General features: G+C 60.2%; 17 protein-coding genes. 10 read left to right on the plus strand and 7 right to left on the minus strand.

Annotation, left to right across the window (positions count from 1 at the left end; genetic code table 11):
- Positions 1-115: 115 nt before the first annotated feature.
- From B3R00_RS01810 to B3R00_RS01820, 3 genes are all read left to right on the plus strand, one after another.
- On the plus strand, positions 116-1,081 hold the full coding sequence (locus B3R00_RS01810) for a Bug family tripartite tricarboxylate transporter substrate binding protein (protein WP_286997085.1): 966 nt from the start codon (positions 116-118) through the stop codon (positions 1,079-1,081).
- Positions 1,082-1,188: 107 nt separating this feature from the next.
- Positions 1,189-1,743, plus strand: coding sequence for a tripartite tricarboxylate transporter TctB family protein (locus B3R00_RS01815; protein WP_286997086.1), 555 nt, complete (start codon positions 1,189-1,191; stop codon positions 1,741-1,743).
- Positions 1,743-3,266 (plus strand): tripartite tricarboxylate transporter permease, encoded by a 1,524-nt coding sequence (locus tag B3R00_RS01820; RefSeq protein WP_286997088.1) that lies wholly within the window; start codon positions 1,743-1,745, stop codon positions 3,264-3,266. The genes B3R00_RS01815 and B3R00_RS01820 overlap by 1 nt, the downstream gene beginning before the upstream one ends.
- A gap of 96 nt (positions 3,267-3,362) precedes the next feature.
- Here the strand turns inward: B3R00_RS01820 and B3R00_RS01825 are convergent, their stop codons facing one another.
- Together B3R00_RS01825 and nth are read right to left on the minus strand one after the other, a co-directional pair.
- Positions 3,363-4,892 (minus strand): SLC13 family permease, encoded by a 1,530-nt coding sequence (locus tag B3R00_RS01825; RefSeq protein WP_286997089.1) that lies wholly within the window; start codon positions 4,890-4,892, stop codon positions 3,363-3,365.
- A gap of 139 nt (positions 4,893-5,031) precedes the next feature.
- Complete coding sequence (gene nth, locus B3R00_RS01830; protein WP_286997090.1) at positions 5,032-5,673, minus strand: endonuclease III; 642 nt, start codon at positions 5,671-5,673, stop codon at positions 5,032-5,034.
- A gap of 646 nt (positions 5,674-6,319) precedes the next feature.
- On the opposite strand from nth, the gene B3R00_RS01835 reads away from it, so the two are divergent.
- Positions 6,320-7,516, plus strand: coding sequence for a PLP-dependent aminotransferase family protein (locus tag B3R00_RS01835; protein WP_286997091.1), 1,197 nt, complete (start codon positions 6,320-6,322; stop codon positions 7,514-7,516).
- On the plus strand, positions 7,513-7,740 hold the full coding sequence (locus tag B3R00_RS01840) for a SlyX family protein (RefSeq protein WP_286997092.1): 228 nt from the start codon (positions 7,513-7,515) through the stop codon (positions 7,738-7,740). Before B3R00_RS01835 ends, B3R00_RS01840 begins: the two co-directional genes overlap by 4 nt.
- Before the next feature lie 174 nt (positions 7,741-7,914).
- Here B3R00_RS01840 and B3R00_RS01845 read toward each other — a convergent pair whose 3' ends face one another.
- Positions 7,915-10,506 carry a [protein-PII] uridylyltransferase gene (locus tag B3R00_RS01845; protein ID WP_286997094.1) on the minus strand — a complete coding sequence of 864 codons (2,592 nt, stop codon included), beginning with the start codon at positions 10,504-10,506 and terminating at the stop codon, positions 7,915-7,917.
- Positions 10,507-10,721: 215 nt separating this feature from the next.
- Positions 10,722-11,537, minus strand: coding sequence for a type I methionyl aminopeptidase (gene map / locus B3R00_RS01850; protein ID WP_286997095.1), 816 nt, complete (start codon positions 11,535-11,537; stop codon positions 10,722-10,724).
- 242 nt (positions 11,538-11,779) lie between these two features.
- Between map and purL the strand changes: the two genes are divergently transcribed.
- The 4 genes from purL to B3R00_RS01870 all read left to right on the plus strand — a co-directional run bounded on the left by purL (position 11,780) and on the right by B3R00_RS01870 (position 18,977).
- Entirely contained in the window at positions 11,780-15,814 is a 4,035-nt protein-coding gene (gene purL / locus B3R00_RS01855; protein ID WP_286997097.1) for a phosphoribosylformylglycinamidine synthase, read from the plus strand.
- A 498-nt stretch (positions 15,815-16,312) separates the two neighbouring features.
- A complete protein-coding gene (locus B3R00_RS01860; protein WP_286997098.1) occupies positions 16,313-17,125 on the plus strand; it encodes a rhodanese-like domain-containing protein in 813 nt (270 codons plus the stop codon).
- Positions 17,126-17,218: 93 nt separating this feature from the next.
- On the plus strand, positions 17,219-18,232 hold the full coding sequence (locus tag B3R00_RS01865; protein WP_286997147.1) for a DUF808 domain-containing protein: 1,014 nt from the start codon (positions 17,219-17,221) through the stop codon (positions 18,230-18,232).
- Between the two features lie 148 nt (positions 18,233-18,380).
- Positions 18,381-18,977 (plus strand): OmpW/AlkL family protein, encoded by a 597-nt coding sequence (locus B3R00_RS01870; RefSeq protein WP_286997148.1) that lies wholly within the window; start codon positions 18,381-18,383, stop codon positions 18,975-18,977.
- 136 nt (positions 18,978-19,113) lie between these two features.
- Here the strand turns inward: B3R00_RS01870 and B3R00_RS01875 are convergent, their stop codons facing one another.
- From B3R00_RS01875 to B3R00_RS01885, 3 genes are all read right to left on the minus strand, one after another.
- Entirely contained in the window at positions 19,114-20,391 is a 1,278-nt protein-coding gene (locus tag B3R00_RS01875) for an O-acetylhomoserine aminocarboxypropyltransferase/cysteine synthase family protein (protein WP_286997099.1), read from the minus strand.
- Between the two features lie 157 nt (positions 20,392-20,548).
- The gene (locus B3R00_RS01880; protein ID WP_286997100.1) at positions 20,549-21,265 is read right to left on the minus strand and encodes a 3'-5' exonuclease; all 717 of its coding nucleotides are present in this window, start codon (positions 21,263-21,265) and stop codon (positions 20,549-20,551) included.
- A 299-nt stretch (positions 21,266-21,564) separates the two neighbouring features.
- Positions 21,565-23,568 carry a peptidase U32 family protein gene (locus tag B3R00_RS01885; protein ID WP_286997101.1) on the minus strand — a complete coding sequence of 668 codons (2,004 nt, stop codon included), beginning with the start codon at positions 23,566-23,568 and terminating at the stop codon, positions 21,565-21,567.
- Positions 23,569-23,756: 188 nt separating this feature from the next.
- Here B3R00_RS01885 and gltS point away from each other — a divergent pair, with 188 nt between their 5' ends.
- Positions 23,757-24,977, plus strand: coding sequence for a sodium/glutamate symporter (gltS, locus tag B3R00_RS01890; RefSeq protein ID WP_286997102.1), 1,221 nt, complete (start codon positions 23,757-23,759; stop codon positions 24,975-24,977).
- Positions 24,978-24,983 lie beyond the last annotated feature (6 nt).

The following is a 24,983-nucleotide window of genomic DNA, read 5'->3' on the forward strand; positions in this document are numbered from 1 at the left end:
GGTGATGGCGGGACAGCTGTTTGACAGGCAAAACCTTCATCATCGCGATGGGCTCGCAGGGCCGGAGTCTCTGCAGCATCCATCCGAGATGAAACCATCGACAGGAGACAAAATAATGCGACGCGATACCTTTTTGAAGAGCATGGCGGCTTTGGCTGCCGCTGGCCTGGCACCCACGGCCAGCTGGGCCCAGCAAGCGGCGGCCATGAAGATGATGCTGCCCGCCAACCCCGGTGGCGGCTGGGACACCACGGGCCGAGCCCTGGGCAAGGCGCTGCAGGATGCGGGCGTGGCTTCGTCCGTCACCTATGACAACAAGGGCGGCGCAGCTGGTGCCATCGGCCTGGCGCAGTTTGTCAACGGCAGCAAGAACGACCCGAACGCGCTGATGGTGATGGGGGCGGTCATGCTGGGCGGCATCATCACCGGCAAGCCCCCGGTGACCCTCAAGCAGGTAACGCCGCTGGCGCGCATCACCAGCGAATACAACGTGTTTGTGCTGCCCACCAATTCGCCGTTCAAGAACATGGGCGAGGTAATCGCACAGCTGAAAAAAGACCCTGGTAGCGTGAAGTGGGGCGGTGGCTCGCGTGGATCGACCGAGCACATTGCGGCCGCCATGATTGCCAAGGCCGTGGGTGTGGACCCCGCCAAGATCAACTACGTGGCTTTCCGTGGGGGCGGCGAGGCGATCTCGGCCATCTTGGGCGGCAACGTCACCATTGGCGGCAGCGGCTACAGCGAGTTTGCCGAGTACATTGCCAGCGGCAAGATGAAGCCCGTGGGCGTCACCTCCGGCGAACGCTTGGCGTCGCTGAATGTGCCCACGCTCAAGGAGCAGGGCATTGACGTGGAAATTGGCAACTGGCGCGGTGTGTACGGCGCGCCCGGCATCAGCAAGCAGCAGCGCGACGAGCTGATTGCCAAGCTGGAAAAGGCCACCAAGAGCGCTGTCTGGCAAGAAGCGCTGAAGAAGAACGACTGGACACCCGCATGGCTGGCCGGTGATGCCTTCGCCAGCTTTGTCGACAAGGAATTTGAAAGCCTGCAAGACACCATGGCCCGCGCAGGCATGGTGTAACGCGCGGTTCAGCAGCATGGTGCAACCACCGTGATGCTGAATTTAATAGCTGAAAGCGCTTGCTGCACAAGCGCTAGAGCCTTTTTTCTCTCATAAAGGAGCTCTGCATGTCTGAGAGCTTGAACCCTGTGCCCGCCGAGCAGGCTTGGCACAGTTCAATTCCGCCTGCGCGCTGGCAAGCCGCTGTGGGCCTTGGGGTGGTGTTGGTTGCTGTGGGCATGGGCGTTGGTGCCAGCCAGATTACCGGCGACGCCGGTTATGGCGGCGTGGGCCCCAGTTTTCTGCCTTGGTTGTGTGCCGTGGTGCTGGCCCTGTGCGGCGCCTGGCTGGTCTGGGAAGCCACTACTGGCGGCTACCGTAAGGCGGGTGAGCCCGGCGGCAGTGCCAAGGCCGATGTCGGCCCCTTCGTCTGGGTGTCGGCAGGTCTGCTGCTCAATGCCGGGCTGATCGAGCACCTAGGCTTCATCATCAGCTGCACGCTGTGCTTCACCCTGGCCGTGCAAGGCCTGCGCCGGGCCCAGGGCCAGCGCGGCACCCTGAGCGGCAAGGCCCTGCTCAAGGACGTGCTGGTGGGCGCCACGATTGCGGCCCCGGTGTTCTGGGCTTTCACAAAGTTCCTGGCTATCAACCTGCCAGGTCTGACGCAAACAGGGTGGCTGTGATGGACATGTTCGACGCACTGATGCAGGGCTTTGCCACGGCGGCCACACCGATCAATCTGCTGTGGGCGCTGCTGGGCTGCGCCTTGGGCACGGCCGTTGGCGTGCTGCCGGGCATCGGCCCCGCTGTGGCCGTGGCCATGCTGCTGCCGATCACGGCCAAGGTGGAAATCACCGCCTCCATGATCTTCTTCTCGGGCATCTACTACGGTGCCATGTACGGGGGCTCGACCACCTCCATCCTGCTGAACACGCCGGGGGAAACCGCCAGCATGGTCACGGCCATGGAGGGCAACAAGATGGCCAAGAACGGCCGCGCCGGCGCGGCGCTGGCCACGGCAGCCATCGGTTCCTTCGTGGCGGGTACGGTGGCCACCGTGGTAGTGACGCTGTTCGCACCCGCAGTGGCGGACTTCGCGGTGAAGCTGGGCCCGCCCGAGTACTTCATGCTGATGGTGCTGGCCTTCACCACCGTCAGCGCGGTGCTGGGTCAAAGCAGCCTGCGCGGCATGACGGCCCTGTTCATCGGCCTAGCCCTGGGTTGCGTGGGCATGGACCAGATCACCGGTTCGGCCCGCTACACCGGCGGCAAGATGGAGCTGATGGACGGCGTGGACATCGTGCTGGTGGCCGTGGGCCTGTTCGCCGTGGCCGAGGTGCTGTACGCCGCCCTGTACGAAGGCAAGGTCGACCAGTCGCAGAACAAGGTGACGCGCGTGCACATGACGCGCCGTGACTGGAAGCGTTCCGTGCCAGCCTGGCTGCGCGGCACCATCATCGGCACGCCGTTTGGCTGCATTCCCGCCGGCGGCACGGAAATCCCGACCTTCCTGAGCTATGCGACCGAGAAGAAGCTGGCCAAGGGCGAGGACAAGGCCGAGTTCGGCGGCAAGGGCGCCATCGAAGGCGTGGCCGGCCCCGAGGCGGCCAACAACGCCACGGTGACGGCGGCACTGATTCCGCTGCTGACCCTGGGCATTCCCACCAGCAACACCACGGCCGTGCTGCTGGGCGCGTTCCAGAACTACGGCATCAACCCCGGGCCCCAGCTGTTCAGCAGCGCCGGTGCCCTGGTGTGGGCGCTGATCGCCTCGCTGTACATCGGCAACCTGATGCTGCTGGTGCTGAACCTGCCCATGGTGGGCCTGTGGGTGAAGCTGCTGAAGATTCCCCGCCCCCAGTTGTACGCCGGGATCCTGATTTTCGCCACCGTCGGTGCCTATGGCATGCGCCAGAGCACGTTCGACCTGTTCCTGCTGTATGGCATCGGTCTGCTGGGTGTGCTGATGCGCCGCTTCGACTTCCCCACGGCACCCGTGGTGGTCGGCATGATCCTGGGCCCGCTGGCCGAAGCGCAGATGCGCAACGCCGTGTCGATCGGCGAGGGCAGCTTCTGGATCTTCCTGCAGCGCCCCATGTCGCTCACGCTGGTGGTGATCGTGCTGCTGGTGCTGATCGTGCCGCGGGTGTTGCAGCGCTGGGCGCAAAAGCGTGCCGTGTACCGCGATGCCGCTTTGGATGCTTAGCGGCTGGTGCGCAGCTGCAGCGCGTGCGCCTGTAAAAAAGCCCTGCCAGTGGTGGCAGGGCTTTTTTGTAGGGGGCTGCTACTGATTTGCTACTGATTAACCAGCGCTAGGCAGCGTCATATAGCCCATCATCGGCCAGTAGGTCAGCGCAAAGATGACCAGCAGCACAGTGGCGGCCAGGGTCAGCATCAAGCCGGTACGCACATAGTCTTTGATGTCAAAGGTGTCGGTGCCGTAGGCCAGCATCCCCTGGGGCGAGTTCACGGGCAGGATAAAGCCAAAGCTCACCACAAATTGCAGCAGCATGGTCATGCCAATCGGGTTGATGCCGGGTGTCTCCACCGCCTGCAGCACGCTGATGATGATGGGAATCATGGTCGAGGCCAAGCCTGTGGCACTGGCAAAGCCCAGGTGGATCACGATCAGGAACAAAGACAGCAGCATCAAAATGGCAAATGCCGTGGCGTTGGCCAGCCCCAGGTTTTGCACAATCAGTTTGGCCAGCCATGGTGCAGCCTGGGTTTTAAGCAGGGCGGAGCCCATGGCGATACCGATGGCAAACAGCACCACGGTGCCCCAGGGGAAGCCCTTTTGTGATTCTTTCCAGCTCATCACACCAATGCGGGGCATGAGCATCAGCGCAATCGCCACGATGGTCGACGAGGTGGTGTCCACGCTGTGCAGCACGCCTTCGGTGGCCCAAAATCCCAGCAAAATCAGGGTGATGGTCAGCAGCTTCCACTGGTTGAGGGTCATCTGCCCCAAGGCCAGCAACTGCTGGCGCACAGCGTCACGGCCACCCTCGATGTGATCCATCTCTGGCTTGAGCATCCGGGTCATGATGAAGTACAGGGCCACGGTCATGGCTGCCGAGAACGGCGCACCGGCGATGAACCACTCTCCCCAGGTGATGGTCTGGCCAAACTGGCGTTCAATAAAGCCAATAGCCACCATGTTTTGTGCCGCAGCCGTTTTGATGCCGACGTTCCAAACGCTGGCAGTCTGTGCGGCGGTAATAACCACCAAAGCAGCAAACTTGCTGCGGCGGTCTGCGCCAAAAGCGGTCAGAAAGCCCAGCATGATGGGCATCAAGCAAGCGACGCGGGCGGTGGCGCTGGGGACGATGAAGGACAGCAAAAAGCCCACCAAAATGGCGCCCATCACCACGTACTTGGCCCGGGCTGGCACAAAGGACAGCACTTGCAGGGCAATGCGCTGGTCCAGGCGGGTCGCCGTCATTGCCGCAGCAATAAAGCAAGCTGCTGCAACAAGCACGGCTGCACTATTGCTAAAGCCGCTCAGGGCATAGGGCAGCGCCGCCTTGGTGCCCATGGCAACAGCATCTGCGGCTTCTTTGCCCGGGACAGGGCTGATGGCCAGCAAACCCACCATCAAAGCGCCAATGACCAACGCGGAGACCGCGTAGTCCAGTGCTTCCGTCATCCAGACAATCACCGCGAAAGCCAGGATGCCCAACATCATCTGCCCTGCCTGCGGCAGGCCTGCGATGGGGGGCATGAAAACAATCGCCAATAAGGTGATGAAGGCAGCGGCTAAACCAATTTTTGGCATCAGTTTGGGAGGGGGTGATGCCGCTTGGGGGGGGGTAGCAGAGGCGCTTGACATGGTGTGTTCCTCTTGGTCGATGTGTGTTTAGGACGGTGTCAAATATAGGGGTTTAGGGTTAACGCTTATTGCCTTACATCAAGCCTTAACCAAAGTCAAAAGCAGGTGACATTTCGTGACGCTCTGCACTCCATAGCCTTTACTTGGGCGCTTCGCTCTTGGGCTTGAAGTCACATTGTGCCGCCACCAAGCATTCCCAGCACTTGGGTTTGCGCGCTTGGCACACATAGCGGCCCAACAAGATCAGCCAGTGGTGGGAGTCCACCGCAAACTCTGCGGGAACGCGTTGGAGGAGTTGTTTTTCGACTTCCAGCGGCGTTTTTCCCGGCGCTAAGCCAGTGCGGTTGCTGACTCTGAAGATGTGGGTGTCCACCGCCATCGTCGGCTGACCAAATGCCACATTCAGCACCACGTTGGCAGTTTTCCGGCCCACCCCGGGCAGGGCTTCGAGTGCTTCACGGGTGTCTGGCACTTTGCTGCCATGGCGCTCCACCAAAATGCGGCATGTCTCCATCAGGTGTTTGGCTTTGCTGCGGTACAGACCGATGGTTTTGATATAGCTCTCTAAGCCTTCAAGGCCTAAATCCAAAATAGCCTGGGGCGTGTTGGCAACGTGAAATAGCTTGCGCGTTGCTTTGTTCACGCCCACGTCGGTGGCCTGTGCGGACAGCAGCACGGCTGCCAGCAATTCAAACACGGTGGTGTACTCCAGCTCGGTTTGTGGGCTGGGGTTGGCTTCACGCAGGATGGTGAAGAAGGGCTTGATCGCAGATTTTTTCATGGGCATCAAAAAGGATGGCTGCATTGTCTACCAATGCATCCTGGGGATGCGTCTGGAGTGCATGTCGCGGTGCTTTTGCACGATGGGTGAAGTGCAGGCCTTTTCACACGCCCCTTGCCACACTGCCCGCGTCATTCGTTACCTGACTCCCGGTTTCAGGTGCGTACGCCGGTTTTGAGACAACAGGTTGCTGCGGGATTGCTGATGGCGCTTGCGGGGTATAGCGCCCTTCTTGCCTTAGAGGGAGCAGAACCGCGGTATCCCCAGGCGGTGAACGCCAAAGCACCAGCAGAAACCGCTAACATTTGGGCAGTCCGAAAGCAGTGAGAAGAGGGTGAGAAGAGGGTGAGAAGAGGAAGTACACATCGCTGGCGCTAGGGGGCAACCTGGCAAGTGAATGCCGCGAAGCATTGCACAGTGAGCCGATTAATATGGTTGAGAAATTTTTGATATTTGAATGGGCTAGATTTGAATATTTGGAAATAAAAATATTAATCGGTGCTTATTGATTTTTTTGCGGCGCAATAAAATCTCTCACTGATTGCGATGAAAGATAAAGATACGGAAAGCAGCGATTTTTCAAACAAAGCTGTTGGATGGAAGAAAGAGATAAGGCATTGAATTTTTAAATGAAAGGAAATTCTTAATGCAATTTGCGAAACGTTTGGATAATGTAGAAACCTCCGCTATACGCGAATTATTCAAGTTGCTGGGTAAACCGGGGATTATCAGTTTTGCGGGTGGTTTTCCGGACAGTGCCATGTTTGACGTGGCAGGTATTCAAGAAGCCGCCAACAAAGCACTCACTGAAAATGCAGGTTTGGCGTTGCAATATGGCGCGACGGAAGGTTTTGGCCCTTTGCGTGAGCAACTGGCGGCCTTTATGGCTACCAAAGGGGCCAAAGACGTCTATGCAGACAACCTGATCGTCACCACGGGCAGCCAGCAGGCGCTGGATTTGCTGGGTAAATGCATGATCAGCCCCGGCGACAAGGTGATTGTGGAGGGGCCCACCTTCCTGGCCACCATCCAGTGCTTTCGCCTGTATGGCGCAGAAGTGATCAGCGCCCCGGTGGATGCCAATGGCGTGATCGTGGAAGCGCTGGAGCAGCTGATTGCCGAGCACCAGCCCAAGCTGGTGTATCTGATTCCTACTTTCGGTAACCCCAGCGGTGCCACGCTGAGCCTGGAGCGGCGCAAGCGCGTGCTGGAATTGGCGGTGCAGTACAAGACCTTGGTGGTGGAAGACGACCCGTATGGCGATCTGTACTTTGACGCACCGCCGCCCGCGAGTTTGCTGGCGCTGTCCAGCGAAGTCTTGGGCAGCCGCGAGTGGCTGGCGCACTGCGGCTCGCTGTCGAAAGTGCTCAGCCCTGGTTTGCGCATTGGCTGGCTGATCGCCAACGCGGAGCTGCTGGCCAAGGCGGTGATGTGCAAGCAATTTAGCGATGCACACACCAGCACGTTTGCACAGGCTACGGCAGCGCAGTACCTGCTGGCCGGACATATGCCCGCGACGCTGGCCAAGATGCGCAAGGTGTATGCCGCGCGCGCCCACACCATGATGCATGCGCTGCGTGCCGAGCTGGGAGATGCGGTGTCGTTCACCGAGCCGCAAGGTGGCTTGTTCCTGTGGGTCAAGCTGACAGGCCAAGGCGGCAAGCTGGCCGACGCCAATGTGCTGGCCAAGAAGGCGATTGAGCAAGGCGTTGCCTTTGTGCCGGGCGCGCCGTTCTTCAGCCAGAACCCCGATGCGTCCACCCTGCGCCTGTCGTTTGCCACTGCCGGCGAGGACAAAATCCGCGAAGGCGTGGCACGCTTGGCCAAGGCGATGGCCGCATGAGTTACGCCTTGAACGCCGAGCAGCTTGAGGCACGTATCATGGAGCTGGAGGTCAAGGCCAGCTACACCGATGACTTGCTGGAAGAGTTGAACATGACCATCTACCGCCAGCAGCAGCAAATTGATGCGCTGCTGAACGAAGTGCGCCAACTGCGCCAGCAGGTGCCGGAAGCGGGCCAAGCGGCGCCGCGCAATTTGCGTGACGAATTGCCCCCGCACTACTGAGCGGGTTGAGATAAAAAAGTAGCGCCTGGCGCTGGTATTTAAAGCGTTTCAGATGGTTTTATGTCTGAAGTGCTTGTATATCCAGCGCCAGGCGCTCTTTTTTTGTGCAAATGCTTTGCCATATAAGTGATCCGGCTGCCGCGTTGTGAAGGCGGCTGCGTTCACTGCGCGCGTTCACTCTTGCAGCATCTGCACCAGCTCGGTTTCAATTTGCAGTTGCTTGGCGTTGTTGGCCAGACTGGCGCCTTGCACCAAAAAGCTGTCTTCTACGCGTTCACCCAGCGTAGAGACTTTGGCCAGTTCCACGCTCAAGCCGTGCGCTGCCAAAATGCGCGCCACGGAATACAGCAAGCCGGCGCGGTCGCTGGCCGAGATGTTGAGCAGCCAGCTTTGCGCTTTTTCATCGGGCGTGAGGGTGACGCGCGGCACCATGGGAAAGCTGCGCACCCGCCGTGACAGGCGGCGCTTGATGGGCTCGGGCAGCGGTTCTTTGCTCTGAATGGCCTGGGGCAAACCGTTTTCAATCAAGGTGGTCAGTTCGCGGTAGTGCATATGCAACTGCTCGGAAGCAATCTGGAACGTATCCAGCGCATAGCCATTGCGCGCAGTGTGGATGCGCGCATCCACCACCATCAGCCCGGCCTTGTCAAAGTAGCCGCAGATGCGGGCAAACAAGTCGGCCTGATCGGGGGCGTACACCAGCACCTGCACGCCTTCGCCCGCCAGCGATTGGCGCGCCCGCACCACCGGCGTGGGGCTGCCCACGTGGCGTGAGAGGTGGCGCGTGTGCCAGGCAATGTCGGCAGGCTCGTGGCGCATGAAATAGCTCACGTTCAAGGTGTCCCACAGCGCTTTGTGCGATTCATGAGGCTGTGCCGACAGCGCCAACTGCACCAGCGCGTCGCGCTTGCGCGCTTCCACCATCGATTGCGCATCGGGCGCCCGCCCGCCCAGCACACGCATGGTGTTGTGAAACAGGTCTTCCAGGAGCTTGGCTTTCCAGCCATTCCACACTTTGGGGCTGGTGCCGCGGATGTCGGCCACGGTCAGCAGGTACAGCGCGGTCAGCTGGCGCTCATTGCCCACACGCTGGGCAAATGCGCAGATGACATCCGGGTCGGAAGTGTCTTGCTTTTGTGCCACTGTGCTCATTTGCAGGTGCTCTCGCACCAGAAATTCGACCAGCGCGGCATCGGCTGCTTCCATGTCGTGCTGGCGGGCAAAGCGCTTGACTTCGATGGCGCCAATTTCAGAGTGGTCGCCGCCGCGGCCCTTACCGATGTCGTGGAACAAGCAGGCCAGATACAGCAGCCAGGGCTTGTCCCAGCCGCTGGCCAATTGCGAGCACAGGGGGTATTCGTGCGCGTGCTCGGCCATGAAAAAGCGCCGCATATTGCGCAGCACCATCAGCGTGTGCTGGTCCACCGTGTAGACGTGGAACAGGTCGTGCTGCATCTGCCCGACAATGCGGCGGAATGACCACAGGTAGCGCCCCAGCACCGAGGTGGCGTTCATCAGCCGGAAGGCGTGCGTCTGGCCGCGCGGCTCCTGCAGGATTTGCATGAACGTGCGGCGGTTGACGGGATCCTGACGAAAGCTGCTGTCCATCAGGTCACGCGCGCTGTACAGGGCGCGCAGCGTGCGGGCCGACAGATCGCGCAGACCGGGAGATTTCTGGTAGGTCAAAAAGGTGGCCAAGATGGCCTGCGGGTCTTGTTGGTACAGGTCGTCGCTGGCCACTTCAATCAGCCCGTCCTTGTCCCAAAAGCGTTCATCGATGCGCTTGAGCGCCGCGTCGTTGGGGTAGAGGTGCTCCTGGATATTGAGCAGCAAAATCTGCTGCAACTGCATCACGGCCTTGGCGGCCCAGTAATAGCGGCGCATCAGCACCTCACTGGCACGCACGGGCATGGTCTCGCCCACGGGGGTGTGGCTCTGGATGCCCAGGGACTGGGCCACCGCCGTTTGCAAATCAAAAATTAAGCGGTCTTCGTGGCGCCCGGAGATGGCATGCAGCTTGGCGCGGATCAGGCTGAGCGTGGCCTCGTTGCGCTCAAGCTGTGAGGCTTCAAACTCGGTAGCGATGCCGGATGCCGCCAGCTCGCGCCACGTGCACCCCAAGCCTGCGGCTTGCGACACCCACAAAATGGTGTGCAGATCGCGCAGGCCGCCGGGAGATTCTTTGCAGTTGGGCTCCAGCGCATAGGGCGTGTCTTCATGCTTGATGTGACGCTGGCGCAACTCCAACGTTTTGGCGGTAAAGAATGCCTTGGGGTTCAGAGAGGCGCGGTATTGCTGTTGAAAGTCGGCAAACAAAGCGGCATCACCATCGATCAAGCGTGCCTCCAGCATGGCAGTTTGCACGGTGACGTCTTGGGTGGCCTCGGCCACACATTCGCTGATGGTGCGCACGCTGGAGCCAATTTCCAGCCCCGCATCCCAGCACGCGCCAATAAAGCGCTCAAGGTGGGTTTTGAGGTGCGCATGCGCCTCGGTGTCTGTGCCGGGCAACAGCAACAACACGTCGACGTCCGAAGCGGGAAACAGTTGCTCGCGCCCATAGCCGCCGACTGCCACCAAGGCCACTTCGGCAGGCAGGCCGGAGGCAGTGCGGATGGCACACAAGTGCTTGTCTGTCAGGCGCGAGAGCTTTTGCAGCACGCTGCGAATGCTGCGTGTGCTGGCCGCAGGGGTACGCAGCCCTTCGCTGATGGCATTTTTTTCTTGGCGGTAAACGGTACGCAAGGTGCCGAGTTCAGTGTTCATGGCGCGATAACCTGTAGGAGAAAACTGGTCAAAACCTAAGCAAGAAATATGCGCAGTTGCTGGGTGGGGTGGCTGGTGCAAGGTGCGCCGGTATGGGTACGGTGTGCACCGTTTGCCTTAAGGCGCGCGTAGCGCCTAGAGGTATGCCGTAAAAAAAGGCAGCGTGCGTCGTGCAGGCTGCCTGGTGATGTTTTACCAGTGGGTGGGCTGCGTCATCAGCAGCGGATGCTCTGGATAAAGTCGGGTGGCGTAGGCGAGCCGTCAGACCAAGTGAGGATATCGTAGCCCGTCTTGGTAACGGCCATCATCAGCTCCCACTGTGCCGAGAGGCTGCGGTCTTTGGTGATGATGGTCCAGCCGTCTTGGCCCAGTTCCTTCACTTCGCGCTTGCCCAGATTCAGCATGGGCTCAATCGTGAAGACCATGCCTTCTTCCAGCACCACGCCTTCGCCGGGGCGGCCATAGTGCAGCACCTGCGGCTCTTCGTGGAATTTCTGTCCGATACCGTGGCCGCAATACTCGCGCACCACCGACAGGTTGTGCTTTTCCGCAAAAGTTTGGATGGCGTGGCCAATGTCGCCCAAGGTGTTGCCTGGTTTGACTTGCTGGATGCCCAGCCACATGGCTTCAAACGTCAGCCTGTCCAGACGCTTGCCTGCAATCGTGCCTTCGCCAATCTGGAACATGCGGCTGTTGTCGCCGTACCAGCCATCTTCGGTGATGACGGTGACGTCCACGTTCACGATGTCGCCTTTTTTCAGCGGCTTGTCGTTGGGAATGCCGTGGCACACCACATGGTTAGGCGAGGTGCACAGGTGACCCGGGTAGGGCGGATAGCCGGGGGGCTGGTAGCCAATGGTGGCCGACTTGGTGCCTTGGCGGGCCATGCATTCGGCGCCCAAACGGTCGATTTCAGCAGTGGTGATACCGGGCTTGATGTGGGGGGCGATGTAGTCCAGCACTTCCGAAGCCAAACGACCAGCTACGCGCATGCGTTCGATCTCTTCGGGCGATTTGATGGTGATGCTCATACGCCCGATTATTCCACTGGCGGCGATGGACTGGTGGGCAAGCGGCTCTTGTTGACATTGCTAGCAGGGTGTTGGGGTTTGTGTGCAAGCCCTGTGCCTATTCCCCCTACTCATATCGCTTTCCGTATAGACAGTATTCAGCCCGGTAAAATAAGTACTCTCTCGATTGAGCGCCCAGGCCCCGTTGCTTGCCAGCAGGGCTGAGGCGCTTTTCACCAGCCTTCACATAAACAGGCCGCCACGTGACCTTGCATTTGACACAGTTTGAGGGTGGAAACGCCCTGAGCTCGTTCCGCGCCCAGCAACTCTTGACCGATCTGGTCGCCATCCATCCCAAGATCACGGGTATCAGTGCCCGGTTCGTGCATCTTGTCGCCACCGAGGCCGCACCGACTGCGGAGCAATCCCAGCGTCTGGCGGCCTTGCTGACGTATGGAGACCCTTACGTCGGTGCTGGCGAAGGCGTGGCTTTTGTCGTCACTCCCCGTCTGGGCACGATCTCCCCCTGGGCCTCCAAGGCAACCGATATTGCGCGCAACTGCGGTCTGCAGGTGTTCCGTGTGGAGCGCATGACCGAGTACCGCGTGGAAGTGAAGTCCGGCCTGCTGGGTGGCAAGCCCGAGCTGAGCGCCGAGCAAACCGCACAGATCGCCGCCTTGCTGCACGACCGCATGACCGAGTCGGTCTTTGCCACCCGTGCCGAAGCCGAGCAGCTGTTCTCCACCCTGCAGGCCCAGCCCATGGAGTTTGTGGATGTGCTGGGCGGCGGTCGCGCGGCGCTGGAAACCGCGAACAAGCAGTGGGGCCTGGCCCTGGCTGACGACGAGATCGACTACCTGGTCCACGCTTTCCACGACCTCAAGCGCAATCCCACCGATGTGGAGTTGATGATGTTTGCGCAGGCCAATTCCGAGCACTGCCGCCACAAGATCTTCAACGCCAAGTTCACCATTGACGGTGTGGAGCAAGACAAGTCGCTGTTCGGCATGATCCGCAACACCGAAGCCGTCTCGCCCCAGCACACCGTGGTGGCCTATGCCGACAACGCCTCCATCATGGAAGGCCATGCGGTTGAGCGCTTTGTTGCCAAGTTTGATGCCAAATTGGCCTCTGGCGTAGGTGCAGCAAGCGCCCCTAGCTATCAAAAGCAGGCTGCCGTCAACCATGTGTTGATGAAGGTGGAAACGCACAACCACCCCACGGCCATCTCGCCGTTCCCCGGTGCCTCGACTGGCAACGGCGGTGAAATCCGCGACGAAGGCGCCACCGGCCGAGGTTCGAAGCCCAAGGCGGGCCTGACGGGCTTTACCGTCTCTAAGCTGTGGGGCAGCGAAGTCGGCAAGCCCGAGCACATTGCCAGCCCGCTGCAAATCATGATCGAAGGCCCGCTGGGTGGCGCGGCGTTCAACAACGAGTTTGGCCGCCCCAACCTGACCGGTTACTTCCGTGAGTACGAGCAGCAGGTCGGTGACATCACCCGTGGCTACCACAAGCCCATCATGATTGCCGGTGGTCTGGGCGTGATCGACGCGGAGCTGACCAAGAAGATCGAATTCCCCGCCGGCACGCTGCTGATTCAGCTGGGCGGCCCCGGCATGCGCATTGGCATGGGCGGTGGTGCAGCCAGCTCCATGGCGTCGGGCACGAATGCTGCGGAACTGGACTTTGATTCGGTGCAGCGCGGCAACCCCGAGATCGAGCGCCGTGCGCAAGAAGTTATCAACCACTGCTGGCAGCAGGGCGCCGAGAACCCCATTTTGGCCATCCACGACGTGGGCGCCGGTGGTATCTCCAACGCCTTCCCTGAGCTGACCAACGACGCAGGCCGCGGCGCGCGCTTTGACCTGCGTGCCGTCAAGCTGGAAGAGTCCGGCCTGTCGCCCAAGGAAATCTGGTCCAACGAATCGCAAGAGCGTTACGTGATGGCCATTGCCCCTGAGTCGCTGGAGCAGTTCACGGCGTTCTGTGAGCGTGAGCGCTGCCCGTTTGCCGTGATTGGTGTGGCCACCGAAGAGCGCCAGCTGGTGCTGGAAGACACCGCTGTCGAGTCGGGTGACCAGAAGTTCCCCGTGAACATGCCCATGAACGTGCTGTTGGGCAAACCACCCAAGGTGCACAAGGATGTGACCACGGTGGAGCGCACACTGCCTGCAATGGACTTGACCGGTGTGGCGCTGGAGCAGGCCGTGATCGAAGTGTTGGCCCACCCCACGGTGGCGTCCAAGCGTTTTCTGATCACCATTGGCGACCGCGCCGTGGGTGGTTTGACGCACCGCGACCAGATGGTTGGCCCCTGGCAAGTGCCTGTGGCCGACGTGGCCGTGACCTTGGCCGATTACCAGGGCTTCAAGGGCGAAGCCATGGCCATGGGCGAGCGCACGCCGCTGGCGGCCATCAACGCCCCGGCCTCGGGCCGCATGGCCGTGGCCGAAGCCATCACCAACATGCTGGCTGCCCCGATTGAGTTGCCCAAGGTGAAGATGTCGGCCAACTGGATGGCCGCCTGCGGTGAAGCCGGTGAAGACGCGGCGCTTTACGCCACCGTCAAGGCCGTGGGCATGGAACTGTGCCCCGCGCTGAATATCTCGATTCCCGTGGGCAAGGACTCTCTGTCCATGCGCACGCAGTGGAATGAGGATGGCGTGACCAAGAAGGTGACCTCGCCCGTGAGCCTGATCATTACCGGCTTTGCCGCCATCGATGATGTGCGCACCACCTTCACGCCGCAGCTCAACGCTGAAGTGGCCGACAGCTCGTTGGTGCTGATCGACCTGGGCCGCGGCAAGATGCGTATGGGCGGCTCCATCATTGGCCAGGTGCTGAACCAGTCGGGCAACGAAGTGCCCGACCTGGACGACGCCAAGGATCTGATCGCCATGGTCGATGCGGTGAACGCACTGCGTGCCAAGGGCCTGGTGCTGGCCTACCACGACAAGGGCGACGGCGGCTTGCTGGCCACCGTGGCCGAGATGGCGTTTGCGGGCCACGTAGGCGTGGCGCTGAATGTGGACATGCTGATCACCGAAGGTGACGGCATCAGCGACAGCCGCATGGACAGCGGCGAAGGCAAGAACTGGGGCAAGCAAGTGGCGGGCCGCCGCGAAGAGCAAACCCTGCGTGCGCTGTTCAACGAAGAGCTGGGCGCGGTGCTGCAAATTCGCACGGAAGACCGCACGGCGGTGATGGATGTGCTGCGTGCGCATGGCCTCATCCAGTGCAGCCACATCATTGGCAAGACCCGCCCCGCATCGTCCCCCGTGGACGCGGGCAAGGGCGAGCTGCAAGTGTGGCGCGACGCGAACAAGGTGTTTGGCGCGACATTGAGCGACCTGCACCAGGTCTGGGACGCCGTGAGCTGGAAGATCTGCCAGCAGCGCGACAACCCCGTGTGCGCTGACAGCGAACACGCCGCCGCCGGTGAGCCGACCGACCCCGGCATGCACGTGCACCTGACGTTTGACCCCAAGGAAAACGTGGCAGCGCCGTTCCTGAACGTGGGTGCCAAACCCCGCGTGGCCGTGCTGCGCGAGCAGGGCGTGAACTCGCACGTCGAAATGGCCTATGCCTTTACCGAAGCGGGTTTTGACGCCGTGGACGTGCACATGAGCGACCTGCAGGCTGGCCGTGCACAGCTGCAGGACTTTGCCGGTGTGGTCGCCTGTGGCGGCTTTAGCTACGGCGACACCTTGGGTGCGGGCATTGGCTGGGCGCGTTCCATCACCTTCAACGACCGCCTGTCCGAGCAGTTCCAGCAGTTCTTTGGCCGCCAGGACACCTTCGGTCTGGGCGTGTGCAACGGCTGTCAGATGTTTGCCGAGCTGGCCGACATCATCCCCGGTGCGCAAGACTGGCCCCGCTTTACGCAAAACCAGAGCAACCGCTTTGAAGCGCGTTTGAGCATGGTGGAAGTGTTGGAGTCGCCCTCTATCTTCCTGCAGGGCATGGCCGGTTCGCGCCTGCCGATTGCGGTGGCGCACGGCGAGGGCTACGCCAACTTCAAGTTCCGTGGCAATGCGGATCAGGTGATCCAGGCCATGCGTTACGTGGACAACCACGGTCAGCCGACCGAGCAGTACCCGTTCAACCCCAATGGCTCGGCCGGTGGCTTGACCGCCGTGACCACGGCCGACGGGCGCTTTACCGCCATGATGCCGCACCCCGAGCGCGTGTTCCGCAACGTGCAGATGAGCTGGGTGGACTACGAAAAGGCAGGCGGCAAGTCCGAGTTCAGCCCCTGGATGCGCGTGTGGCGCAACGCCCGCAAGTGGCTGGGTTAATCGCTCCAAGCCACCGCACGGTGGCTTGATGGGCATGCCCTCCAAGGCTCTGCAACGGCAGAGCCTTTTTTGATGCGAGGGCGTACATGTGTGGTGCGGGTAGCGCCCACAGTCTTGGAAAAATATAGCTGCTTGCGCTGATCGCATCAGCATTTCAGATGGTTTTGTATCTGAAACGATGGATAGATAAGCGCCAGCAGCTCTGGTTTTTATCCAGGCACCATCCACTCCAGCAGTTGGGCCAGCCAGCGCAGCAGCGCCAGGATGGCATCCAGCAAGTTGGTGGGCGGGTGGTCATTCATGGTCATCATGGTGGCTGTAGGGTACCGCGGCGCTTGCCGAAGGGCGTAAGCCAACGCCTATGATGTGCGCTTTGCCAAAAAGATTGGCGCGCATTCACACCTTGCGCCGCCAGTGTACGAATTGCTCACCACCTTATTTATGCCACGCAGCACATTGTTTGGAGCGCTTCAGCTCAGCGCGCTTTGCGCCATTGTTTTGACTTCCGGTTGCACCTACGTCAAAGGCCTGTATGGCGGGAAAACGGCGCCCGCCAAGGCCGCGCCCACCGCTACGGCCCCCGTGCTGTATGCGCCGGAGCGCCACTACACGGCCGATATCAGCGCAGCCCGCGCGTATGTCGGTACGCAATTGCCTGCCAGCCAGCGCATGGCCTTGATCGATGTGCGTGACGCCACAGAGTACCGCCTAGGCCACCCCGAGGGCGCGCGCCACCTGCCTTATCCGCGTATTTATCAGCAATGCCAGCCGCACCCCAGCGGTGCCCCGCAAGCGCAGATTCGCTCTGACGACGGCAGCCAGTGCCGCTACGGCGTGGTGCCGGACAGCGAAGTGCGCCAAGACGCCGCAGCATTTTGGCAAGCGGTGCAAGAAGCGCTGCCTTACAAAGATGCGCCGGTGGCGGTGCTGTGCCGCACCGGCGCATGTGCGGCCGACGTAGCCAATTTGCTGGCGCGCCCTGACTTACTGGTCGACAAGGGCTTGGTGGGCAAGGGTTACCAAACTGTCTACGCCATCCGCGAGGGGTTTGTGGGGGAGCCGATGGTGGCCGTAGAGGCCGCGAGCGGCAAAGTCCTCAGCACTGATAAAAAAGGTGAAAAATTCACATACCCCGCGAGCAAGCAGACGTTCTACAGCGCAACGCCCGTGGCTTTGGATGTGAACCAAGACAGCCAAATCACCCAGGCAGACTGGAGTGGCTGGCGCAACTTTTTGGGCTTGCCGTATGTGCTCAGCATGCAGCCTAATTTGCTCAACGAAGCAGCCCAGAACTATTACGACAAACCCTAAAAACCTTCCATGCAGTCGCTTGCAGCCTTTTCCTACAAGAAGGGCGTGGCAGCGCGCTGGAAGATGGCGTTTTTTTATCCCAAGGATGCAGATATGGCTGGTGCCGGACTTTTGATGCTGCTCGATGACATCGCGGCGTTGCTCGACGATGTGGCCCTAATGACCAAGGTCGCCGCCCGTAAATCGGCTGCGATGGCGGACGATGTCTCGGTCATGAGCAAGGTGGCCATGCAAAAAACGGCGGGGGTGCTGGGCGATGACCTGGCACTCAATGCCGAGCAGGTGGCCGGCGTCAGGGCCAGCCGCGAATTGCCGGTGGTGTGGGCGGTGGCCAAGGGCTCGTTGCTCAACAAGGTCATTTTGGTGCCGGCCTTTTTGCTGATCAGCGTATTCATCCCGTGGTTGATCACCCCGCTGTTGATGGTGGGTGGCGCTTTTTTGTGTTTTGAAGGCGTTGAAAAAATTCTGCATTCCCTGCACCAGCGGCGCAACGGCCATGACGTGGTGCAAGAAACCGCCCAAGCTCAGGCGCAAGGCGTGGCTCCCTCGTCAGTGCGTCAAGCCAAGGCACTGCATTTGGAGCCCGCAGCCTACGAAAAGGAAAAAGTCAGCGGTGCCATTCGTACCGACTTTATTTTGTCGGCAGAGATTCTGGCGATTGCACTGAGCACCGTGGCTACGGAGCCTGTCACCAAGCAAATTGCCGTGCTGGTGGTGGTGGCACTGGCAATCACGGTCTTTGTCTACGGCATCGTGGCAGGCATTGTGCGCATGGATGATGTGGGCCTGTGGCTGATGCGCAAGCCCAGCGAAGCCATGCAATCCCTTGGGCGCGGTCTGATCGCTTTTACGCCGTGGTTGATGAAGGGCTTGTCCATCGTCGGCACTGCGGCCATGTTCTTGGTGGGAGGGAGCTTGCTGGTGCATGGCATTGCCCCGATTCAAACGTGGGTGGATGCCGTGCTTGTACCCCCAGGTGGTGTGGTGGCAGCCTTGGCACCGCTGCTGGTGCATGTGGGGGTGGGCGCCGTCATTGGCGGTGTGGTGGTGCTTGTGGTGGCCGCCTGGAAGCGATGGCGTGCCAACACTGAAGCCCAGTCTCATTAAAGTGGAAGTGTTGTCAAATTCCAACATTTCAGAAAATCCTGAAATGGGCCTTCATGGTGCATTTGACCTAAGGCAAACCCTGGGCCGTGCTGCGGTGATGCAATGCATTTCACGGGGGCTGTCCCCGGATTTTTATTCATCACCCATTATGAAAAAGACTCTGCTGGCTGTGGCCGCTCTGTGTGCGTTGACTTCCGGTGCTGCGATGGCGCAGCAGCAAGATGGCAAGTGGCAAGTGCGCGTGCGCGCTGTGAACCTGGATGCCGCAAACAAGGGTGCAGCTGCCGATAAAGGTATCAGCGTAAATGACAAAGTGATCCCTGAACTGGACATCAGCTACTACTTCACGCCCAACTTCGCCGCGGAACTGATTCTGACCTATCCTCAGAAGCACAATGTACGTGCTGGTGCTGACAAGATCGGCTCTTTGAAACATCTGCCTCCTACCCTGCTGGCGCAGTACCACTTCACCAACTTTGGTGCTTTCAAGCCTTACGTGGGTGCTGGTATCAACTACACACGTTTCAGCAGTGCGAAGCTTGACGGTGGTGGTGATATTGATATGAAAAAGAACAGCTGGGGCGGTGCTCTGCAAGTGGGCTTCGACTATGCGCTGGACAAGAACTGGTCGCTGAACTTTGACGTGAAGAAGGTGTACATCAATACAACCATCCACACTGGTGGTCTCGGCAAGTTCAAGGTCGATCCTCTGCTGGTTGGCGTGGGCGTTGGCTATCGCTTCTAATTCCAGCTTCTCTCCTCCAAGGGGTTTTAAACCGCTGCAGCCGCAGCGGTTTTTTTATGCCTGTTGTGGTGCGTATAAAAAAAGCCCGCCGAAACTGGCGGGCTGAGCAAAGAAACTTTTGGCGCAAAGGTGCCGGTTAAACCTGTGCCAGTGCTTGTTCCAAATCAGCCAGCAGGTCGTCGATGTGCTCGATACCCACGGACAGGCGCACCATGCCCTCGGTCACGCCAGCCTTGGCCAGTTCGGCGGCATCCAGCTGGCGGTGGGTGGTGGAGGCGGGGTGCGTGGCCAGCGACTTGGCATCGCCAATGTTCACCAGGCGCGTGAACAACTGCAGCGCATCCAAAAAGCGTGCGCCGGCGGCGCGGCCGTCTTCGCCTTTCAGGCTGAACGACAGAATGCCGGAAGCGCGGCCACCCGACTGCTTTTGCACGATGGCGTGGTCCGGGTGATCCTTCAGGCCCGCATAGCGCACCCATTCCACCTTGGGGTGGTTTTGCAGGGTTTCGGCAATCTTTTGCGTGTTTTCGCAGATGCGATCCATGCGCAGGGCCAGGGTCTCAATGCCTTGCAGGATCTGGAAGGCATTTTGCGGCGAGATGGCGGCGCCCATGTTGCGCAGCGGCACTACACGGGCGCGGCCAATGAAGGCGGCTTCGCCCAAGGCCTCGGTGTAGACCACGCCGTGGTAGCTCACATCGGGTTCGTTCAGACGCTTGAAGCGGGCCTTGTGCTCGGCCCAGGGGAATTTGCCGCTGTCCACAATCGCGCCGCCCACGCTGGTGCCGTGGCCGCCCAGGTATTTAGTCAGTGAGTGCACAACGATGTCGGCGCCGAATTCAAACGGGCGCAGCAGGTAGGGACTGGGCACGGTGTTGTCCACGATCAGCGGCACGCCATGCGCATGGGCCACATCGGCCAGCGCTTGGATATCGGTGACATTGCCCAGCGGGTTGCCAATCGATTCGATGAACACGGCCTTGGTTTTGGAATCGATCAACTTGCCAAAGCTGGCCGGGTCGCGTGGATCGGCAAAGCGCACTTCAATGCCTTGCTGTGGGAAGGTGTGGGCAAACAGGTTGTAGGTGCCGCCGTAGAGTGTGCTGGCCGAGACGATGTTGTCCCCCGCTTCGGCCAGGGTTTGGATGGCCGCGGTGATGGCGGCCATGCCCGAGGCCACGGCCAGCGCGGCAATGCCGCCTTCCAGCGCCGCAACGCGCTTTTCCAGCACATCGGTGGTGGGGTTCATGATGCGGGTGTAGATGTTGCCCGGCACCTTCAGGTCGAACAAATCGGCGCCATGCTGCGCGCTGTCAAACGCATACGCCACGGTCTGGTAGATAGGTACCGCGACGGCTTTGGTGGTGGGGTCGGGGCTGTAGCCGGCGTGCACGGCCAAAGTTTCGATGCGCATGTGGTGTCTCCAAGGCGGGTGTAAAGCTTGGATTGTGAAAAAGATCACCTGCGCTGCCAACTACGCAAACGCTATGTGCTTATGCCCTATCAAAATAGCATCCAAAATAGATAGCTATCACCGCTTATTCTGCTTGCCTTAGCGGCACCTTTGTTACTTATTTTTCGCGTGATGCAGGGGCGTTGAACAACGCGGCTTTGTGGCGGCGGTGCGCAGTGTTTTCCGTTTTGGCGTGTGGCTGCGGTGCGGTGCGTAGAGGCGCAGGAGTGGGCTGTGTGGCCTCCCAGGCTGGCAGGGCGGCAAACACCATGGCAGGGCCGTGCGCGTCGTTGGCCGCGTAGCGAATTTGCGCCGGGCTCAGCTGCGGCAGCGCCCAGTTGCTGGTGGATTGCTTTTTAGATTTGTGAAAGTTTTGGCCCAAGACCAAAGCCACCGCCGCGCGCACCCCTGTCGATGCACCATAGCCGTGGCGTTTGAATACGCGGTCCAAGTCCACCACGTTGGACAGCGCTACGCCCAATCGTTTGGGCAAGGTGCTTTTGTCGTTGTCCAGACCAAAGCCGACCTTGGCGATGTGGGGGCTGCTGATAATTTCGCGCGCCAAGTCCAGGGCTTGGGCATGGCACAGCTGCAAAATCCACGCCGCATCGGGCGTGGCCAGTTGCACCACGTGGGGGCCCGTGTCGACTTGGTGGGTGTGAAACAGGGGCTTGCTCTCGGTGTCAAAGCCCAGGGCGGTTTGTTGTAGCAGCGCGGTGCGTGCGGCCACCAACTCCGCTGCGGTGTGCGGCACGTAGATGGCATCGTCTGGGAGGGCAGCGAAAGCGGGCAGCAGCTGGCTTTCTTCTTTGGTCGGTGGCTTAAGGCGCGGCATGGCGGGCAGTGTGCCTGTTTTGAAAAGGTTGGGGTGGGCAGTGTGTGCGGCAGGTGAGCCGCCGCCATCACGGTAGCGAATACGGCAGCGAATGCATGCGGTTGGCTGGGTGACTGCTTAACGGTGGGTGGAAGCTTCTAAAAGCATAGCTGGCAGCGCTCTATCAGCCTAGGATGTAGATAGCAATCCATCTAAAAGTGAATGAATACAAGCGCTAGCAGCTATTTTTATCAAAGCGATCAAAGCGATCAAAGCAAAAGGCCCGCTGCAGGCGGGCCTTGATCGTTCAAGCCACGCACTTAAGCCTTGGCTTGGGGCGCAGGGCGGGTGCGGTAGAACTGCATGGGGAACTCTTTCATCTCCTTGGCGTGCTGGTTCAGCACCGATTGCTTCATTTTGCCCACCACATGCATCTCGCACGGCTTGCAGTCAAAGCGCAGGGTCAGCTTTTCCTTGCCGTTGATCAGTTGCAGCGGCTCGGCCTTGATGGTGCCCTTCACGCCAATCACGCCCTTGGCTTGCTTGGGGCACAGGCTCATCGAAAAGCGCACGCAGTGCTTGGTGATCATGAGCGAGACTTCGCCCAGCTCTTCCTTGCTCTCGTAGGCTGCATCGATCACCTTCACGCCGTGCTTGATGTAGAAATCGTGCGCTTTTTGGTTGTAGACGTTGGCCAGATAGCTCAGCGTGTCTTCGGGGAAGGGCACGGGCGGCTCGACCGGCTTGGCACGCGGCAGGCGCACAAAACCGGCGGCGCGGGCTGCTTCCAGCGCTTCCAGCGCATCGCGGCGCAATTGATTTAGCGTGGACGCGGGCACAAACCAGGGTTGCGTGACGCTCAGGCTGATGTCATGGACCGCAAAGATCGAGGCACCAAAGCGGCCCAGTTGCTCGCGCAGCGTGGCTTCGGCTTTGCTGGCGTCGGTGGCGGGCTGGTGTTCCTGGGCGATGACTGCGTTGCCGGTGAAGCCGTCTTCATCGGTCAGCGTCAGCGCAAAGCCGTCGGCGGTTTCCTGGAACTCGGCCCACAGGCCAATGCGACGTTCGCTGGATTTTTTGTCCAGCATGCGCACCCAGTTCATGTCGCGGTTGCGGTTGATCTCCAGGCCCTTGCGCAGATCCTTGAACTCGCTGATCTCGTTCTTGGGGAAAAAGCGCCAGATGCCTTTTTTGGCGTTGACGCACTCGGCACGGTTGATGTGCACGCCTACCAGTTCCTTTTGCAGGTCGTAGTAGCACAGGCCGTCGCCATTGTTGAACACCGTGGTCTTGTCGCTGCTCTCCATCTCAAACCACTTGTCGCCCACCTGCGTGACCCAGCCCACGGCGCGCCCGGGGGTTTTGGGGGTGTCAAATGCGCCAATGTCGTCTTTGCGGCCGTTGACAAAGTAGTCGGTGAACTCGCGGTTGAAGTTCTGGTCGGGGTCTGGCGTGAAGGTGAACGTGGTCGTGCCCGAGGAGGAGCGCGCCAGTGGCATGTCGGAAAACTCGCGCTCTTCAATGATCTCGTCCAATATCTTGCGGTAGTGCGCTGTGATGTTCTTCACGTACGCCATGTCCTTGTAGCGGCCTTCAATCTTGAAGCTGCGCACCCCTGCATCCACCAGCGCGCGCATGTTGTCGGTCTGGTTGTTGTCCTTCATCGACAGCACGTGTTTTTCGTGCGCAATGATGCGGCCCTTGTCGTCCAGCACTTCGTAGGGCAGGCGGCAGGCCTGGTTGCAGTCGCCGCGGTTGGCGCTGCGGCCCGTGTGGGCATGGCTGATGAAGCACTGGCCCGAATACGCCACGCACAGCGCGCCGTGAATGAAATATTCGATGGTGGTATGCGGGTCCAGCACGTTGTGCACAGCCTTGATTTGTTTCAAGTCCAGCTCACGCGCCAGCACGATCTGGGACAGGCCCGCATCTTGCAAGAACTTGGCCTTCTCCGGCGTGCGAATGTCGTTTTGGGTGGAGGCGTGCAACTGGATGGGCGGCAGGTCCAGTTCCAGCAGGCCCATGTCCTGGATGATCAGCGCATCTGCGCCGATGTTGTACATATCCCAGGCCATCTTGCGGGCGCCTTCGAGTTCATCGTCGCGCAAGATGGTGTTGAGCGTGATGAAGATGCGGCTGCCAAAGCGATGGGCATGCTCGATCAGGCGCTCCAGATCACGGATCTCATTGCCTGCCGTGGCGCGCGCGCCAAAGCCGGGGCCGCCGATGTAGACGGCGTCCGCACCGTGGTTCACGGCTTCAATGCCGATATCGGCATTGCGCGCCGGGGACAAAAGTTCGAGTTGGTGGGGCAGCAGAGACATAGGGGGCGGATTATCCCAGCGTGCCTGCAGTTTGTGGCGGGTGGGGGGTATTGCAGCGCTTGCGTGCCTACGTGCTTGTGGCCGAACGCCGAGTGGCTGTGTAGCGCAGTCATCGCCCTTGTCCTATGGCGGTGTGGCGATAGTTTCAGGCACGCTAGCGTTTATTTCGCAAAAGCTGGTCACGTTGTATGGATCTGCAACTCAATACCTACTACACCTTGATTTGTGCAGCACTGGTTTTGCTGCTGGGTAAATGGCTGGTGGGGCATCTCCGCTGGTTGGCTAACTTCAATATCCCAGAGCCCGTAGCTGGGGGCTTGGTTGCTGCCGTGCTGTGCTATGCGCTCAATGTCTTGCTGGGCTACCGCCTGGGTTTTGATGTGGACTTGCAAACAGCGTTCATGCTGGTGTTTTTTTCATCGATTGGATTGAGTGCGAATTTCACCAAGCTCAAACAGGGTGGACGTGCGTTGCTATTATTTTTGCTGGTGATTGCAGTGTATATCGGCGTGCAAAACGGGGTGGGCGTCGCCTTGGCCTCCTTGCTGGGGCTGGATCCTCTGGTGGGGCTGATTGCGGGGTCGATGACGCTGCTCGGCGGCCACGGCACGGCTGGGGCATGGGGCAGTGTGCTGGAGCGCGAGCATGGCATACAAGGCGCCATGACGCTGGGCATGGCCTGTGCAACATTTGGTTTGATTATTGGTGGCTTGGTGGGCGGGCCTCTGGCCAAATGGCTGATTCGCCGCCATCAGCTGCAAGGGCCCCAAGTTATGCCCGCTGACGCCGATAACTTGGTGGAAGCCGACGCGTACAACTTTGAGTCGCCCCGTAAAACAAGGCTGATTACCACGGATGCCACCATCGAAACCTTGGCCTTGTTTGCGGGCTGCCTGGCGTTTGCACAGTTGATGACCGCCCTTACCGCAGGTGCTAGCTTTCAGCTACCTACCTTTGTCTGGGCGCTGGCCGGTGGGGTGGTGATTCGCAACACGCTGAACTATGTGTTCCGCTTCAAAGTGTTTGACCGTGCGATTGATGTGTTTGGCAACGCGGCGCTGTCAATTTATCTGGCGATTGCCCTGCTGTCGCTCAAGCTGTGGGAGTTGGCGGATTTGGCGGGCCCCTTGGTCATCATCTTGGCGGCGCAGACAGCGGTCATGCTGGCCTATGTGGCCTTGGTGACTTTTCGCGTCATGGGGCGCGATTACGACGCCGCCGTGCTGTGCGCGGGCAATTGCGGCTTTGGCATGGGCGCGACCCCGACGGCCGTGGCCAATATGCAGGCCATCACCAACCAGTACGGGCCATCGCACAAAGCGTTTTTGATTGTGCCCATGGTGGGAGCTTTCTTTATCGACCTGCTCAATGCCGTGTTCTTGCAAACCTTTATCAAGTTCTTGGGCTGATGCGCA

Source organism: Comamonas sp. UBA7840 (assembly GCF_002501455.1).
Classification (GTDB): Bacteria; Pseudomonadota; Gammaproteobacteria; order Burkholderiales; family Burkholderiaceae_C; genus Comamonas; species Comamonas jiangduensis.

Bases quoted from the DNA above. Each gene is read 5' to 3' on its own strand.
- B3R00_RS01810 (WP_286997085.1), top strand. From the start codon at position 116: ATGCGACGCGATACCTTTTTGAAGAGCATGGCGGCTTTGGCTGCCGCT.
- B3R00_RS01815 (WP_286997086.1), top strand. From the start codon at position 1,189: ATGTCTGAGAGCTTGAACCCTGTGCCCGCCGAGCAGGCTTGGCACAGT.
- B3R00_RS01820 (WP_286997088.1), top strand. From the start codon at position 1,743: ATGGACATGTTCGACGCACTGATGCAGGGCTTTGCCACGGCGGCCACA.
- B3R00_RS01825 (WP_286997089.1), bottom strand. From the start codon at position 4,892: ATGTCAAGCGCCTCTGCTACCCCCCCCCAAGCGGCATCACCCCCTCCC.
- nth (WP_286997090.1), bottom strand. From the start codon at position 5,673: ATGAAAAAATCTGCGATCAAGCCCTTCTTCACCATCCTGCGTGAAGCC.
- B3R00_RS01835 (WP_286997091.1), top strand. From the start codon at position 6,320: ATGCAATTTGCGAAACGTTTGGATAATGTAGAAACCTCCGCTATACGC.
- B3R00_RS01840 (WP_286997092.1), top strand. From the start codon at position 7,513: ATGAGTTACGCCTTGAACGCCGAGCAGCTTGAGGCACGTATCATGGAG.
- B3R00_RS01845 (WP_286997094.1), bottom strand. From the start codon at position 10,506: ATGAACACTGAACTCGGCACCTTGCGTACCGTTTACCGCCAAGAAAAA.
- map (WP_286997095.1), bottom strand. From the start codon at position 11,537: ATGAGCATCACCATCAAATCGCCCGAAGAGATCGAACGCATGCGCGTA.
- B3R00_RS01865 (WP_286997147.1), top strand. From the start codon at position 17,219: ATGGCTGGTGCCGGACTTTTGATGCTGCTCGATGACATCGCGGCGTTG.
- B3R00_RS01870 (WP_286997148.1), top strand. From the start codon at position 18,381: ATGAAAAAGACTCTGCTGGCTGTGGCCGCTCTGTGTGCGTTGACTTCC.
- B3R00_RS01875 (WP_286997099.1), bottom strand. From the start codon at position 20,391: ATGCGCATCGAAACTTTGGCCGTGCACGCCGGCTACAGCCCCGACCCC.
- B3R00_RS01880 (WP_286997100.1), bottom strand. From the start codon at position 21,265: ATGCCGCGCCTTAAGCCACCGACCAAAGAAGAAAGCCAGCTGCTGCCC.
- B3R00_RS01885 (WP_286997101.1), bottom strand. From the start codon at position 23,568: ATGTCTCTGCTGCCCCACCAACTCGAACTTTTGTCCCCGGCGCGCAAT.
- gltS (WP_286997102.1), top strand. From the start codon at position 23,757: ATGGATCTGCAACTCAATACCTACTACACCTTGATTTGTGCAGCACTG.